A 14373-nucleotide genomic window follows, 5' to 3' on the forward strand; every position below is an offset into this window, starting at 1 on the left:
ACGGGGCTCACGCAAAAGCATCCGGTGGGTGGAGGAAAACCGTTCTGTCGAACCTCTCGATAAGCCTCAAAGTAGTTTCGCGGAAGAGTTTGCGCACCAACTCTCTTCGCAAGAAGCTTTACTTGTATGCCCTCTGCCTCCAGGCGCCGGCGAAAGGTCCATCTGTGGGCATCACCGCAGACAAAAAGCACATCGTGCTTAAGTCCGTCTCCCAAACAATCAATCCAAAACTTCTCGCGGACCGGCCACCGATGAGCAATCTCGTGACGATACGCGAGATCTACTGTCGGGACCCGCGCCTCCCATTCGGATGGAGGACATGGCCCCAAGAACGGAAGCGATTCTTCTATCTGAAGCTGGTCCTTCTCGTCCCAAGTAGGTTCGCAGAATTTATGGGTGATTCCGCTCTCACAAGCTGCTTCCTGTACTACCGACTGTCGCTGCGTGTTGCGTAGGATCGTTGTATTCGCTTCCTCAGCAATCAGCTCCGGTTTATAGCGCACAGCGGCTGCCAAAACGAGTTTCTTGAATTCAGCGTGCGCCTGATTTTCGGGGTCGGTTAAAGAGCTCCCGTTTCGGTACGTCTGAGCCTTACCGTGATCACAGCCGATAAGATATACCACCGTTCTACTGCTCCTCTAGCGTGACTTTCGTTTCGGTCCGAACATGTGGCGGAACTTATCTGGACCGCCATCGTCCCTAGATCTGACGCGTGCTGCGACGACGTGGTCATTGGGTCTGAGATCGTGTGCTTTCTCACCCGCCGCGAGTTGCGTGTCTCCTCTCGCGATAACGCGCTTGTTCTGAATCGCCGCGAATGTTCCACCCTCTTCTGGTTCAACGATGACGTTTGGCATTTACTTCCTCTTTCTGTTGCAGTTTTGGGTACTGTCTGAACCTGTCAAGCCGCAGCGAAACTCCGAATATCCTCCCCAGAAGCAGGCCGGGGCTTTGGCTTGTCGTAGAGCCTCTTCAGTGTTCCATGGCCGATCTGAGCTGCAATTTCAGCGACCGTATCGGCGTGACAACGCTTGTATTTCTTGTGGCTTCCGCAAGGACACAGTTCATTCCGCCCAGGATGAACTCGTCCGAGGATGACAGAAAACAGCGAGTCAAAGTGTGATTGGTTACCGTCGAGTCGAGTAAGCATAAACTCTTCATAACCATCGGCCCCGTGCTTATACTGACCACCAGGCCAAACCCCTGTTACATCAAAAACCATCTGCCGCTCCAGAAAGACCATCACCTCGTCCAGAAAGCGAACCAGGCGGTTCGGGTCGTTCTTGTCCCAAGGCGAGCAGGGCGGGAGCCAAAGGCAGAATTGGCCATTCCTAATAATGTGTCGGTCTACCAACGCCGGGAATCGGCTAGCTGAGTCGAAGGCAACAGGCTCTGAGTCCGGATAGTCGTGAGGAAACTCAACACGAATGGCGATTGAGGTGGTGACGCCGCAGTCGGTCTGTAGAACGAAGTCGCCCTCAAGGTTCATCTTGTCGGCATCAGCATCCAGCCGAAAGCGCAGCAGAGGGTAGAGCTCCTTCACAAGAGCTTCTTCGGCACGCAGGACACAGCCGTCCGCGCGCTCGAACCATGCCTTCGGCTTACTCCGCGAACGACTTCGATGGTACAAACGAACGGCTCCCCGCAGTCGCTTGACTGCCAACATAAGCACCCTGAGCACCAGACGTGACATAAACGGCCTGCTTGAACATGGACGCCTTGCGTGCGCGCTCGACCTTATCCTGCGTCAGATTGGTCGCGATATAAAGCGCGCGGTCTTTATTCCAGACGAACAACTTCTGGAGGTCTTCATCTAAGTGAGCGTGAATCTCTGCCGGGATGGCGATCTGTCCGCCGGCGGAGCCCTCCTGGTAGGTCGCAGCATCTTCCACAGAATCGCCGATGCAGATGCGGTCGCGGTTGCCGTGCGTGCCCAGTTTTGAGACGAGGGTCACTCCCACCGACGATCCCACCGCCATGCCTAGTTCCGACGCCTCTGGTAACACCTTCTTGACGACGAGCTCCATCGCAGACTGCAAGGCCACGGCTGTATCCACAGCGCGAGCGGCGATGCGCTTCTCATCGCCCTGCGGCAGATGAAAGAGCGCCTGCACGCGGTCGCCTTGAAACTGAACCCGGATGCCGCCGAAATCGTGCTTGACGATGGACGCCATCTCCTTGCGAATCGCATGCAGCACTCGCAGTGCCGCCTTGGCGTTGTTCTCCTCTGCGGCCTTGTCGATATATGCCGTGAAGCCAGACACATCGCCGAAAACCGATGCCGCCAAGACACGCTTGTTGTTCCGGATGCCGAGGCTGTCCATATCGATCAATACTTCCGCGTCGCTATATTCGATCTTGTTCAGAGGAAAGTTGGCCTTGTCGTCCTTGATCCGCTGAAGTGAAGCTGCGCGATCCCAGCTGACCCCATAGGCCTGGAGCAGGGCGTCGAGGTCTTCCAGCGAGATAGACCCCATGTCGTAGACGGTGATGCCCAGGCGGTCATCTTCAAGCGCGACGAAGTAGTCCTGCAGGCTTTCCGGCAAGGCATCGTAAACATCTGTCGTGATCCGCAAGGTGTCGGTGCCTGTCATAATCTTTGCCGCGTAATTCGCCGGCGCGCCGAGGAACAGCAGTTCACGGTCACCCCGGTGGCCATTCTTCGTGCCGATCGCGTTTCCTAGCGCGGCGCCACCAGAGACGGAGAGATTCGGCAGTTTGGGAAACTCTGGGTTGAAGATGCAGCAAACAAAGTACCGAACGACCGCCTGCAGCAGAACGGCGCGGGCCGCAATCTCTTCGCTGTCGTCAATGGGGCGGAAGAACAGAGCATGGAGCTTTGCGCCCTGGAAATGAATCCGCACTCCGTCGAAGATCTCTTCCTCTACGATGCGGGCTACTTCCCGCTCGTAGATGTGCAGCGCCTGAATGACGCGGCGATAGTCTTCACCTTCTGCAGTCATGGTGGCGAGATCGGCAAAGTTAGGAATGTCCAGATAAACGTGCGCGCCGTAGATGTCACGGCAGCAGGTTTCTGATAGCAAGTTATGGAGGTCTGCATCGCGGACTAACTTTTCGACCTCGATCTCACCCATATTCTGCAGATGCGTCTCGACGCGTTCCAAACTCGTGTTGTAATCCCAGCTCATATCAATCTCCTTGCTGCTATCGCTCTATTGCGGGTCCTCGTTCCTAATCGTGTACAAACAAACGTCTCCAATCCCCTTAAGCGAAACGCCAGAGTGGGCGGTCAGCTCGGCGGCCTCCGTGGGACTCAGCTGAGCATGAGCATCCTCTGCAATCACGATGGAGGCACTCAGCTCTTTGCATGCACTTTCGCAACGTGCAGCCAAGTTGACAGTCGGACCGAGAACGGTGAACTGCCTCTTCAGATCGTTGCCGACGTTCCCGCAGAAGATTGAACCCGCGCTCAAACCGACTCCGATGCGGACAGGCTTACCGCCTATGGTCTTGGTTCCAGCACGAGCGACCATCCGCTTGGCGCAGGCGAATGCTTCAGACATCTGGCGTGGGGATTCGAATGGGAACCCCCACACACCCATGACAGCATCACCGATGAACTTGTCCACAAAGGCGTGATGCGCGTGCAGAATGGAGACCATCTCGTCGAGGTAGTCACCGAGCTGCTGCGCGAGTTCCATGGGCGGCAGCCCGAGACTTGTCTCGGTAAATCCACGAACGTCAGCGAACAGCACAACGCCGTTGATCAGGCGGGGCCTGCCATAGTCATCCCCCTGCGCCAGCAGCCTGGAAGTGATGTCTGGCGCCAGATGAGAGCTAAATGCGGCCATCAGGCGGTTCTCGTTCCGATAGCGAAATCCGCGCTCTGAGGTAGCCTCGGCCAGCTTGGCAGAAACGATTTTTAGCAGGTTCTGTGTGAAGCGAGGGCTGACATCCAACAGCCGGATGACCTCGGCGTGCGGAATGCGAAGAACCTTCACAGTACCTCGTGCGACCGCGTCGGCTGTTCTGCAGGAGCCAGAGTTCAGGTAGCCCTGTTCGCCTAATACATCTGGTGCCCGCCGGCTCACCAAAAAGGAATCCTCGGAGAGGATCGCCACTTCTCCGTGAAGGATGACAATCATGCAGTCGGCCGGAGCGCCCTTGATACAGATGGCCTCCCCATCGCGGTAGAAATGCAGCCACTCCTGCAGATCTGCTGTAACCGCAAGATCCTCTATTCCCGCGAAGAGCGGAATGTTTGAGAGATCGATTTGTGTCTGCTGCGGGGAGGGCATCGGCTACTCCTAGTCGCGCATAATCCAAATCTGGGTGGTTCGCTATGCAGTATATCATATGGTTCATTTGCCAAAAAGTTCGCAGCAAGCTGCGAACGTATCATTGACACGTAATCGTAGTGAACGTTAGGGTGAAGCTAATGAATTTACCGGTTACTGTGGTCTGGTGCCTATGCCTACGGTAGGAGAGCGTATCCGCGACATCCGCCTCGACCTCGACCTGAACCAGGATCAGCTGGCGGAACAGGCGGGGCTAAGCAAGGGCTTTCTCAGCGACGTTGAGAACAACAAACGGAACATCGGCTCCGAGAACCTCCTCAAAATCGCAAATGTATTGGGTGCTTCGGTCGACTATCTGCTTCGGGGCGAAACCTCGGAAATGGTCACAGCCCAACCGACCATAATTCCCCCTGAACTATCCCAAGCTGCTGAGGAGCTCGAACTGTCCTATGCAGCCACGGTTGAACTCCTTGAGGCGCATCGTTCAGTGATCGCGCGGCGGAGCAACAAAGGGCTGCGGACGTTTTCCGTCGACGATTGGAAAAAGCTTCACGATGCCATCAAGAAGGTATTCGGCTGATGTCGCCCACCAGCCTCAAACGAAGTCACAAGATTCATTCCCTGGCCTCCGATCTTGGGATCAGGACCTCTACAGATCCTGTGCGTGACATCGTTCGTTTTTGTGAAAAGCGCGTAGCGCGATTCCTTAAAGATTTTCCAGACTGCAAGACTCTCTCTCAACTCCTGGATATCAGCGCCTCCAAGCTGGGTACTAAGTTCGAGGAGATACATTCTGACGATCAGCTGAACGACGTGCGCACTCGATACCTGCAGTGTGGAGAAAGATCCTTCGCCAGCCTGCATGAAGAGCTGGCGCCCGATGTCTTCGGTATCACATTCAAGCGGCTTAGCCGAAAACCATGGGAGCTACCCTATGTGTCGGTTATCGATTGTCGCTTGGATAAGAAATATCGCTCTTACTACACCAAGTGGCACGAGCTTGGGCACCTGTTAATTTTGACCGATCAAATGCGTCTGGCATTTCGGCGAACACACTTCGGCCTTGACGATAAAGATCCAGAGGAATCATTGGTTGACGTCATCGCTGGCGCATTCGGATTTCTTCCTGATCTCATCCAACCTGTTGCCAAGGGCCGACCCTCTTTCGAAGGAATCGAAGCAATCCGCATGCAGCTCTGCCCGGAAGCGAGCCAGCAGGCATCGATCATTGGCATTTCCAGAGCATGGCCTACGCCGTGCATTTTGTTGCAGGCTCAGTTGGGCTTGAAGCGTGGAGAGCGGAGAGACATCGCCCAAGGTGATCTAGGTTTCCACGACAGGCCAATAGAAGTTCTAAGGGCTACACAGGTAAGCCCAAACAATGCGGCGCGCGCTTCCAGTCTTGTTATTTTCCCTAATATGCGCGTTCCCGATCGATCGATCATCCATAAAGTTTTCACCGGCAGCGCCGTGGATGGACAAGCAATAGAAGATCTTGCATGGTGGGAATCGAGTGATGGAAGTCGGCTGCCGGCCGCCAAGGTGCTTGTTGAGACTCGCGGAGGTCGTGACGACGTTCGAGCTATCATCACTCCCCAATAGCCGATGTCCGACAACACGACTTTCTCTGCAAGGCCGAATCGGCGCACGAGGCGCATTTGATAGATCTCGATGAATTACGTGATGGTCAGATACGGTTTCACCATCTTGGGCAGACTGATTCCGTTTACACCTTCTACTACGATGAGACAAACAATGTCCGCAAGCTGTATGTGGACGAGGATGGCTTCAATGTCGCTTCGCCAAAGATCTTCATATTAGGAGGCATCGCGCACGAGGGTAAGGTCCGCGCTATTGATATTTCGACCTTGCGACAGGCGATGAACATTCAGAAGAATGTTTGCGAGTTGAAGCTTGCTCATGTCGCGAAAGGCGAGTTTGTTGAATTGTTGAAGTCTGAAAAGCTGGCGATCTTCTTGCGCTGGATTCGAGACGATGGCTTCATCATCCACTATCACGAATTGGATCCCCTTTACTGGTCGGTCGTCGACATCGTCGACTCGATACTTGCGAAAAGCGACCATGCGATGCTGCTTCACTACCATGCACTCCTGAAGAGCGATCTAACAGCAGTCTTCCGAAACAACCTGAGGGCGACCGCCGCCCTATTTCATCAATATGGCTACCCAGGCCTGTCCGCCGAAAACCGAATCCCATTCCTACGCGACCTTCTTGAATTCCTGGAGTGTAGCGAGTCTTGTCTGCCGGAATTCAATTACTTCATGCTTAAAGGTGTTCTGCAGATGGGACGATCACTCGATGAACTGGCTTTCATTGAGGGGAATCCCCGGAACCTGCTCATTGAGAATTTCAGCGCCTTCTATCTAAACCGCATCGCGCTGTTCCGACGTTCTGATCACATACTCGACACGGAGAACTCAGTTCAAGAAGCCTTCAAAAGATCGCCTCTCATGTGTGGAGATAAGCCAGCGACAAATTACCGGTTTGCAGACTCGAAAGACGAAGCGGGCATACAACTCGCCGATGTCCTGGTCGGTGTATTGGGGAAGCTCCACAGCTATCTAACAGAAGCTTCGCGAGAAGAGGTAGCCCAAGCACGCGATGGATTGTCTGGAACTTGCTTAGAAAACGTGAGCCTTCTACGAGACCTCATTTCCTCTTCCCACGACACTAATGTTGCGTTCCTCCATCATGTTGCGAGTGTCCACGATACGGACAAGCTAGACCTATTTCTGCAGTTTTCCGATGGGCGCTACGCAGGTTGACTAATTTTGAGACTTTTTATTTCTATAAGTTACTGATTTAAAAAAGCATGTGCCATCGGGGTGCAATCGGAGGGATGACGCTCCCTGTTTTGGGCGAATATAAAGCGAACATGAAAGCTGCCGTCGCAATCCGATTACAGGTCGAAAATACCTTGATGAAACGCGCATTTGCCCTCGATATCCGTGGCATGAATGCGATCTATGGATGCGCGGAACAACTTGCAATGAAGCTGCGCCAGAGGGTGATGACTGCAGGGTTCATCGTTAAAGTGGCCGTCGCTGAGAATTTTCATGCTGCCGGTTGTCTTTCGTGGGGATGGTCGGGGACGACGGTCGTGCGTCAAGGAGAAGAGGCCTGCACGCTAGCTCCTCTGCCACTGAGCGTATTGCCCCTTGAACCACCTCATATCGAAACCGTCAAGTCATGGGATGTTCGCACATACGGCGAGCTGGCATCGCTCGTTGAATCCGATCTGATCTCACGGCTGGAACAGGGAAGAAGCTCCATGCGCTGGCCTGCGGCACATGACCACATCACATGGAGCCACTCGAAGCGAGCTTTGAAGCGGACCTCGTCGAACGCACGGAACTCGATTTTCTAATCGAGGATCTGCCGGACTTATTGTCACCCTTAAGGCGACAATAAAATCGAGATGCACTACCAATAATAATCAGGCAGCATATTCTCCACCTTCTTTATTATTCTCTTCTTGCGCCCCTTTCATAAGATTCCAGATTTGACTCGCGACTTTAACTGTCTTTGCAATATGGCTCTGTCCGAGCTTGGCGTAACGCTCAGTCATCTTGATATTGGCATGACCGAGGATCTTAGCAAGTTCGTAAAGATCTCCACCATTCATCATGTACCAGGACGCGAAGGTGTGGCGCAGATCATGAAACCGGAAATCGGAGATCTTCGCCCTATCGAGCATCTCAGAGAAGCTCCCATCCAGACGCTGACGCCGGCTCGCCACACCGCCTTTGGGTGGAAAAACTCGGTTTTCACCGATTGATTTGGGATATTGCCGAATCTCTTCTGCAAGCTGAGATGTCATAGGGACATACCGCTCTCTGCCCTTTTTCAGCTTCAACCGAACCTTTATTAATCCTGCGCTATACATCACGTCCGACCAATAGAGCTGATGAATTTCACCTGATCGCATGCCTGTCGATAGGGCAATCAACACGATAAGTCTCATACGGAGGTAGGTCTGATTGAAGTCTTTGCTGCCCTTTCGGAACACTTTTTCATCCAAAGCTATTTTCAACCGACAAAGTTCATCTTCTGAGAGAAATCGCTCCCGTGAATCATCTGGACGGTTTACCTCGATCAAACTAGCCGGATTCTTATCGATCCCGGTCTGTTTAGACCATATTGTCGAAGCCTTCTGCATCATGTGGCGCATAACATTGAAGTGGCGTGCAGCGGTATTATCTGCCAAACCGCGCTTTCCTGTCAGGTTTTCATACCAGCGTTGCACCGCATAGCCATCAACCTCTCGCACGAACATACGACCCAGCTCAGATCTGATACCTTCGACAATGCTCTTTTCGCGGTCTGCTGAAATCTTTTTACGCCCAAAGTGCAGCCAATATTGATCTATCAACTCCGACATCTGATAATTCACTTCCTTCTTGATATCGAGGTGTCGATTTTCGTCCCTAAGTGACAGCTTCTTGCGAAGAATCTTCTTCGCCAATTCACGGCAGCCGTGGACTCGTAGACTCCGCTGGCGACCACCTTCTCGCCAGCGAATTTTGTATAGGCCATCGGACAATTTACTAATACACACGTGTGGTTTCCTTCCAATTAATGGCCCCAATCGTGTTTTGCTCGATGTAACACTTCAGTGCCTTCACATCGAACTGCAACGCATGGCCAATCTTGACGAAGGAGATCTCCCGCAGGCTCTTTTTGTAGATCGTTGAAGCTTTGATTTCCAGATACTGGGCCGTTTCTTCTGCATTGAAAAGCCGTCGACCGACGGGTTCATTTGATGACGTTTGGAGCAATTTCTCTTGCAATTTATTCGTTTTCTTTCTGATAGCCAAGAATGCGCATTCCTTTCGCTGCATGAAGCAGCGTTCTACAGAATACGTAGGGCGCGCTCAGGGACTCCTTGTTAACGAGAATCAAAAAGCACCTCCTAGACGCCTATGCTCAGCTCGGCAATTGGGCCAACAGGAACCTCCCCTGGTGACGGTCGATGTCGACGATGGCACAGAGGAGCGTCCAATCCGGATTTAGAGCTCGTCTAATTCGGATTAGACCGGCTTGTGTGCTTGACTGTCCTTCGGGATTTGCCGGGATATATATGTTATATGATATATTTCTAATGGGTATATCGCATGGAATATATTCAAGATCAGATCCGGCAGGCTCGTGAGGCCAGGAGCCTTACCCAGGGCGACCTGGGTAAGCGTATCGGCCAACCGCAAAGCTCCATCTCCAGAATCGAACGCGGCGGCGATCTGCGTGTGTCTACTTTACTGGAGATGGCGCGTGTTTTAGGTCTCGAGCCCATGCTCATTCCCAAACGTCTTGTGCCAGCCGTGCGAGCACTGATCGAACATGCGGCCGATGGAGGCCATTCAAAAGTGCCTTCCGAAAGCAGCCCATCTCTGGTAGGAGGAGTGCCGGAAGATGCCGACGAAGAAAGCTATTAGCGCCAGTCGGCCTTCCGTCTTGGAGGTGCGTCTCTCGGGGACCGTTGTTGGCACGATTACGAATCTGCCCAACGACCAGAATCTTTTTGTCTTCGATGCGGCTTATATCGCCGACGAGAATCGGCCTGTTCTGAGCTTGAGTTTCTATGACGCATTCCGAGAGCTCCGAACCGACGTTCGGCCAGTGACGCGCCGGCTGCCACCATTCTTTTCCAATCTTCTTCCGGAAGGACAGTTGCGGCAATATATTGCCGAGCATGGCGATGTGAACGCGCAAAGAGAGTTCTTTCTGCTATGGCTTCTCGGCAATGACCTGCCCGGGGCAGTCACTGTTCAAGACATCGAAGGCCGCGCACTTCCGCCAGCCCAGGGCACTCCCACCGAAGCTCGCACAAAGGTCGGCAAGGATGTCCTGCGATTTTCACTCGCCGGCGTCCAGTTGAAGCTCTCGGCTGTCGGCAATCCGAACCGGCAACTCTCTGTCCCTGCTTCTAGGCAAGGCGAACATTGGATAGTAAAACTGCCGTCCGCGGCATATCCAAACCTGCCTGAAAACGAATACTCCATGATGCAGTTCGCTCGCGAAGTAGGTATACAGGTGCCCGAGGTGGGCCTGCTCCCTATGGACCGGATTGATGGCGTTCCAGAACAATGGAGGCAGTTGAAGGGGAGTGCCTATTACATCAGGCGATTTGATCGCGGTGCGAAGGGAAAACGTATCCATATCGAGGATTTCAACCAGATATACGGGCAGTTTCCCGAAGCCAAATATAAGGACTACAGCTACACCAATATGGCTGCCGATCTATGGCGTCTGACGGATGAGACACAGTTCACCGAGTTCGTCAGAAGGCTCATCTTCAATGTAGTCATCGGAAACAATGACATGCACTTGAAGAACTGGTCTCTTATCTACCCTGACGGCCGCACGCCGCAACTCGCTCCAGCCTACGATTTCGTGTCTACCGTGTGCTATATCGCAGATGATCGTCTAGCCTTGTCTATCGCCAAAGAGAAGGCCATCAGCCGATTGGATTGGGCATTGATGGAACGCTTTGCACGAAAAGCACAGGTTCCGAGCAAGCTCGTGCTCGAAACCGCCCGCGAGACCATAGAGAAAATCATGGAACTCTGGCCAAGATTCCAGAAAGAACTTCCGCTGGATCAGAAGACCCGTCGCCTGATAACGGCCCACATGAAATCGGTCCCCCTTGTGGCGCGGTGATTTGGGTACCTCTTTTCGACGAGCGCATTGCTTTGTTATCGCCAGTTGAGATCCAGATCAGGGAGAATAAGCCGATCCCTCAGGACCGATCCTGAGACCTCGCGGGGCTCGGCAGAGGTCTGTGTCACACATCCTAACAAACTGTTTATTCATATAGCTCTGGCACCGGTCGAATTGATTGCAAGGGTGCGGAAGGGTGCGGAGACCACTCAGAGAAAAGAGCGGCGGGCAGACGTGAGCAGAGTCTATTCGTTACCACAAGCCGACACAGCGGTACTTATACTCTCGGTCTGACTGTTGTTCGGCTCAGGCTGGTATGTAGTCGGGGAGATGTTGATAGATTCCGTTCGACGGAAACCTAGAGACGGAAGGCCCTATAATCTCGATATTTCCTTTCGTCTAAGCGATAGTCGACCCGATGCAATCAGCCAAAACTGTTGTCACTCTCGTTCATGGAACTTGGGCTACCAACGCCGCATGGGTAGAGCCGAGTTCAAAACTGTCATCTGAACTCCTGGCGCGGCTTCCCCAACCACTTGTGACGAACGTCTTTCGATGGTCAGGTAAGAACTCCGCGTCTGCTCGGAATTCCGCTGCCGCAAATCTTGCTGAACAATTGCGGAAGCTTATCGATGCTAACCCTGGTGCGCGCCATTATGTTATCGGCCACAGTCACGGTGGAAACGTTGCATTGAAAGCGGTAGGGCCGCTGATCTGTTTGATAGAGTCGGTGTTATTTGTTTGTCGACACCATTCTTTCACGTAGGACCGAGGAACTTCGGAGACAACCGTGAAGTTGCTACGCTGCAACTGGGTGTTGGGCTTGGGGTCGCCGCATTCTGGGTATACTTGTTCTACCTCGCGTTCCACGACATCAATCACTACGGGCCCTTCCCGCTTTATTCAGGAATTCCGTTTTTCCTCTTCGTTGCATACATCCTCGGACGCTGGATCAAACGAGCAGACGCGGTAGCCGACGCATTCACGGTGAATGTCCCTATTGATGCGAATCTATTCATTGTTCGGTCGACAGGGGATGAGGCCGCGATGGCGATATCCGCATTTCAATTCGGAGGGTGGCTTCTGACGACTCTTATGCGCCTATACACGAAGATAGTGTCCGTGATACACGGTCTTGCGGAATCATGCCAACGCTATTTCGTCGGCATTAGGCGGCCCTACGCCAAGATTTTCTGTGCACTGCTCTCAGCTCTGTGCGCCATGTTGCTCATCATATTCCAGCCGCTCGGCCATATCGCCTCGGCGGTACTTGCTATAGCTCTAGTTCTTCCGATGGCGTTTTTTGTCCTCTTCCCGATTTTAAATTTGATGGATGCGGTTCCACTGATTGGTTTTGCGTGCTTGACACCCTTACTGGTCCTGATCATTTTGTTTGCTGCAATACCCCTGGGGCGTGATGCAGCATTGATGGCTGCATTCTATGAGGTGACCGTTGAGTCTGTTCCAGCGGGGGAGTGGATGGTGCATCAGATTGTGGCCAAAGACTCACAACAACTGAAACATAGCTCCACATACGAGGATCAAAACGCATTGACCGCAATTCAACACTGGATTTCTTCGTCCTGTTCAGAAGCGTGGCAGCTCGCAGAGCGCGACTCAGGTGTTGATTCGCTCCAGTGACCGGCATCTACCAGCCCTCAGCAATAATCTGTCGAGGTAAGCCACGGAGCTCTGAAATGCCGAAGACGAAGAAAATCGTCAAAACAATTGAGTCGTACTTCTACAAGAGGCGCGCCCATACAGCAGGTATCCTTAGCGGGCCAAAGCGCGAGACATGGTTCAGTGCCGAATGCTTCGCCGCTTTGGCGGAGAGAAAGATTTCGAAAGAGGGACCGCTCACGTATTGGGGCGAACTGTCTCACGGGACGATTGCGAAAGCGCTCAACGCAAAGCTGGGCAAAGGAAGGCCCTCCAAGATCCCGGATATGGCTGCAATTCTGCCTGCCGACCGGGAACTAGCCGTGGGAACGATTGTCGAAAACAAGCTCATTCGTGCAGATGAGAAGCCTGAGTCCATTCTTAAAGGCCTGAGGACACAAATGGTCAATGCAGAAAGATGTTGGCCTGGCACATCGATCGTTGGGCTGATTTTCATCGCCGGCGTGACTCATGCAAAGGAACCGAAGTACAACAAAGTTCTAAAGGAAGTGGTAGCAGCAGTGGAGGGTGTGTTCGCAGGGGTGCAGAACTTTCGATGGATCAACCACGATAAAGTCCATCGTATATTCGATGAAACCTACACAGAATTCGCTTACCCAGCGATGCATTTTTCACTGGCGCTTTGCGCCATCGAATTGTCGTCTGCACTGTTGCCGCTGGATGACGCAGTTTGCGTGACTAGGAAAGAAAAACAGACTGCCCCATCGGTCCTCCGGAGTCTACGAACTCGCCCGGAGACCCCAAAGCCTCATCGTTCTCCGAAATGGAATAGCCCGTCAATGCCGTTCGCCGGCAATTATATTGAGTCGCAAGATTCTCTTAGGCACAGCAAACGAAAAACAGCGCCGTGATCGGCGATTGATTTGCCGCTACGTGTTTGGTTGCGGCGGCTGAATCCAAACGCGAAACTGTCCTATTTCCAATCCCGGTAGAGTTTGAGCACGCAGCACGTAACCATTTGCAAGAGGGATGCCGTAGTTCCAGGAAGAGCTGGTTTTTGGCCTTGGGTTCAGTTCTGCGGGAAACGCTCTATCAAAAGCAAGAGGTCGGGCAACCGAACCATTTGGAATCGTTGGCGGGCCGTAGCAGAGGCCCCACCCACCCGGAACGAGGAACCGTCCTTCCCTCGAAATGAGTACAAGATTTCCGGGTCTGTCCGGCGTGGAACACCACTCCTCAGCAGCTACCACGGTCACTTTGTTCGGGAGAAGCTCTGGGGAATGTGGGATCGCACTTCCGCTCAAGTAGCCGTGGAGACTTGCGTTAACGCGTGATCGAAAACCGTGGATGTCTTCGCCTCGGGCCTTGAGATCAGCTTCCTGAAAAGCCTGCAGATCGTCGTCCAGACGTTCGAACTCGGTCTTCATTTGGCGGAGTTCGGCGATCATTGCCAATCGCCCTTCAGGCGAGACGAACTGAATACCTCGATCCCAGAAATACTGGTGTGCAAGGTCGTTCCTCTGTTCGTTCGCTCTCTGCAAGTGAGCGGATAACCCCGAAGAAGCTGCCAAAGGAGACTTCAAGAATCTTGATACGAGATCGCCGAATGTTGACTGGTAGTTCTCGGCAAGTCGCGCATCGAAGTCCCATGCTGTCATGCCTTCCTTCTGTCTTTCAAGCGCCAACAACATCGCCAGTCCACGTTCAAGATTCTGGGCCATGTACATAGCCAACCCATAGTACGCGTACACATCTCGAATCTGATCGCTTTCAGAATCATGTACGCCTTCATAATCTTCTCTGTACATCGCTTCCG

General features: G+C 53.0%; 15 protein-coding genes. 9 read left to right on the forward strand and 6 right to left on the reverse strand.

Annotated elements, in window-relative coordinates; all coding sequences use genetic code 11:
• Window positions 1–901: 901 nt before the first annotated feature.
• From IEW09_RS17065 to IEW09_RS17075, 3 genes are read right to left on the reverse strand one after another with little or no spacing between them, the layout of a single operon-like run.
• Entirely contained in the window at window positions 902–1630 is a 729-nt protein-coding gene (locus tag IEW09_RS17065) for an SEC-C metal-binding domain-containing protein (RefSeq protein WP_188555470.1), read from the reverse strand.
• Complete coding sequence (locus IEW09_RS17070; RefSeq protein ID WP_188555471.1) at window positions 1602–3149, reverse strand: adenylate/guanylate cyclase domain-containing protein; 1548 nt, start codon at window positions 3147–3149, stop codon at window positions 1602–1604. Before IEW09_RS17070 ends, IEW09_RS17065 begins: the two co-directional genes overlap by 29 nt.
• A 24-nt stretch (window positions 3150–3173) precedes the next feature.
• Window positions 3174–4259: an adenylate/guanylate cyclase domain-containing protein gene (locus IEW09_RS17075; protein WP_188555472.1), complete on the reverse strand. Its 1086-nt coding sequence runs from the start codon at window positions 4257–4259 to the stop codon at window positions 3174–3176.
• 172 nt (window positions 4260–4431) lie between these two features.
• Between IEW09_RS17075 and IEW09_RS17080 the strand changes: the two genes are divergently transcribed.
• The 4 genes from IEW09_RS17080 to IEW09_RS17095 all read left to right on the forward strand — a co-directional run bounded on the left by IEW09_RS17080 (window position 4432) and on the right by IEW09_RS17095 (window position 7647).
• The gene (locus IEW09_RS17080; protein ID WP_188555473.1) at window positions 4432–4839 is read left to right on the forward strand and encodes a helix-turn-helix domain-containing protein; all 408 of its coding nucleotides are present in this window, start codon (window positions 4432–4434) and stop codon (window positions 4837–4839) included.
• Window positions 4839–5861 carry a hypothetical protein gene (locus IEW09_RS17085; RefSeq protein WP_188555474.1) on the forward strand — a complete coding sequence of 341 codons (1023 nt, stop codon included), beginning with the start codon at window positions 4839–4841 and terminating at the stop codon, window positions 5859–5861. The genes IEW09_RS17080 and IEW09_RS17085 overlap by 1 nt, the downstream gene beginning before the upstream one ends.
• 56 nt (window positions 5862–5917) lie before the next feature.
• Window positions 5918–7045, forward strand: a complete 1128-nt coding sequence (locus IEW09_RS17090) for a DUF3800 domain-containing protein (protein WP_229739404.1) — start codon at window positions 5918–5920, stop codon at window positions 7043–7045.
• Between the two features lie 155 nt (window positions 7046–7200).
• Window positions 7201–7647 carry a DNA polymerase Y subunit UmuC family protein gene (locus IEW09_RS17095; RefSeq protein ID WP_188555475.1) on the forward strand — a complete coding sequence of 149 codons (447 nt, stop codon included), beginning with the start codon at window positions 7201–7203 and terminating at the stop codon, window positions 7645–7647.
• A 69-nt stretch (window positions 7648–7716) separates the two neighbouring features.
• Here IEW09_RS17095 and IEW09_RS17100 read toward each other — a convergent pair whose 3' ends face one another.
• Both IEW09_RS17100 and IEW09_RS17105 read right to left on the reverse strand, forming a co-directional pair.
• Window positions 7717–8838, reverse strand: a complete 1122-nt coding sequence (locus IEW09_RS17100) for a tyrosine-type recombinase/integrase (protein WP_188555476.1) — start codon at window positions 8836–8838, stop codon at window positions 7717–7719.
• The gene (locus tag IEW09_RS17105; RefSeq protein ID WP_188555477.1) at window positions 8828–9097 is read right to left on the reverse strand and encodes a hypothetical protein; all 270 of its coding nucleotides are present in this window, start codon (window positions 9095–9097) and stop codon (window positions 8828–8830) included. The genes IEW09_RS17100 and IEW09_RS17105 overlap by 11 nt, the downstream gene beginning before the upstream one ends.
• Window positions 9098–9394: 297 nt before the next feature.
• Here IEW09_RS17105 and IEW09_RS17110 point away from each other — a divergent pair, with 297 nt between their 5' ends.
• The 5 genes from IEW09_RS17110 to IEW09_RS17130 all read left to right on the forward strand — a co-directional run bounded on the left by IEW09_RS17110 (window position 9395) and on the right by IEW09_RS17130 (window position 13468).
• The gene (locus tag IEW09_RS17110; protein ID WP_188555478.1) at window positions 9395–9712 is read left to right on the forward strand and encodes a helix-turn-helix domain-containing protein; all 318 of its coding nucleotides are present in this window, start codon (window positions 9395–9397) and stop codon (window positions 9710–9712) included.
• The gene (locus IEW09_RS17115) at window positions 9690–10937 is read left to right on the forward strand and encodes a type II toxin-antitoxin system HipA family toxin (RefSeq protein WP_188555479.1); all 1248 of its coding nucleotides are present in this window, start codon (window positions 9690–9692) and stop codon (window positions 10935–10937) included. The genes IEW09_RS17110 and IEW09_RS17115 overlap by 23 nt, the downstream gene beginning before the upstream one ends.
• 418 nt (window positions 10938–11355) lie before the next feature.
• On the forward strand, window positions 11356–11703 hold the full coding sequence (locus IEW09_RS18910) for an alpha/beta fold hydrolase (RefSeq protein WP_188555480.1): 348 nt from the start codon (window positions 11356–11358) through the stop codon (window positions 11701–11703).
• A complete protein-coding gene (locus IEW09_RS17125) occupies window positions 11679–12578 on the forward strand; it encodes a hypothetical protein (protein ID WP_188555481.1) in 900 nt (299 codons plus the stop codon). The genes IEW09_RS18910 and IEW09_RS17125 overlap by 25 nt, the downstream gene beginning before the upstream one ends.
• Before the next feature lie 56 nt (window positions 12579–12634).
• A complete protein-coding gene (locus IEW09_RS17130) occupies window positions 12635–13468 on the forward strand; it encodes a hypothetical protein (RefSeq protein ID WP_188555482.1) in 834 nt (277 codons plus the stop codon).
• An 18-nt stretch (window positions 13469–13486) separates the two neighbouring features.
• Here the strand turns inward: IEW09_RS17130 and IEW09_RS17135 are convergent, their stop codons facing one another.
• On the reverse strand, window positions 13487–14365 hold the full coding sequence (locus IEW09_RS17135) for a hypothetical protein (protein WP_188555483.1): 879 nt from the start codon (window positions 14363–14365) through the stop codon (window positions 13487–13489).
• Window positions 14366–14373: the final 8 nt, after the last annotated feature.

This window comes from Edaphobacter dinghuensis (genome assembly GCF_014640335.1).
Classification (GTDB): domain Bacteria; phylum Acidobacteriota; class Terriglobia; order Terriglobales; family Acidobacteriaceae; genus Edaphobacter; species Edaphobacter dinghuensis.

Excerpts from the sequence above, each read along its gene's own strand:
- IEW09_RS17070 (WP_188555471.1), bottom strand. The coding sequence starts at position 3,149 with ATGAGCTGGGATTACAACACGAGTTTGGAACGCGTCGAGACGCATCTG.
- IEW09_RS17075 (WP_188555472.1), bottom strand. The coding sequence starts at position 4,259 with ATGCCCTCCCCGCAGCAGACACAAATCGATCTCTCAAACATTCCGCTC.
- IEW09_RS17080 (WP_188555473.1), top strand. The coding sequence starts at position 4,432 with ATGCCTACGGTAGGAGAGCGTATCCGCGACATCCGCCTCGACCTCGAC.
- IEW09_RS17085 (WP_188555474.1), top strand. The coding sequence starts at position 4,839 with ATGTCGCCCACCAGCCTCAAACGAAGTCACAAGATTCATTCCCTGGCC.
- IEW09_RS17095 (WP_188555475.1), top strand. The coding sequence starts at position 7,201 with ATGAAACGCGCATTTGCCCTCGATATCCGTGGCATGAATGCGATCTAT.
- IEW09_RS17110 (WP_188555478.1), top strand. The coding sequence starts at position 9,395 with ATGGAATATATTCAAGATCAGATCCGGCAGGCTCGTGAGGCCAGGAGC.
- IEW09_RS17115 (WP_188555479.1), top strand. The coding sequence starts at position 9,690 with ATGCCGACGAAGAAAGCTATTAGCGCCAGTCGGCCTTCCGTCTTGGAG.
- IEW09_RS18910 (WP_188555480.1), top strand. The coding sequence starts at position 11,356 with ATGCAATCAGCCAAAACTGTTGTCACTCTCGTTCATGGAACTTGGGCT.
- IEW09_RS17130 (WP_188555482.1), top strand. The coding sequence starts at position 12,635 with ATGCCGAAGACGAAGAAAATCGTCAAAACAATTGAGTCGTACTTCTAC.
- IEW09_RS17135 (WP_188555483.1), bottom strand. The coding sequence starts at position 14,365 with ATGTACAGAGAAGATTATGAAGGCGTACATGATTCTGAAAGCGATCAG.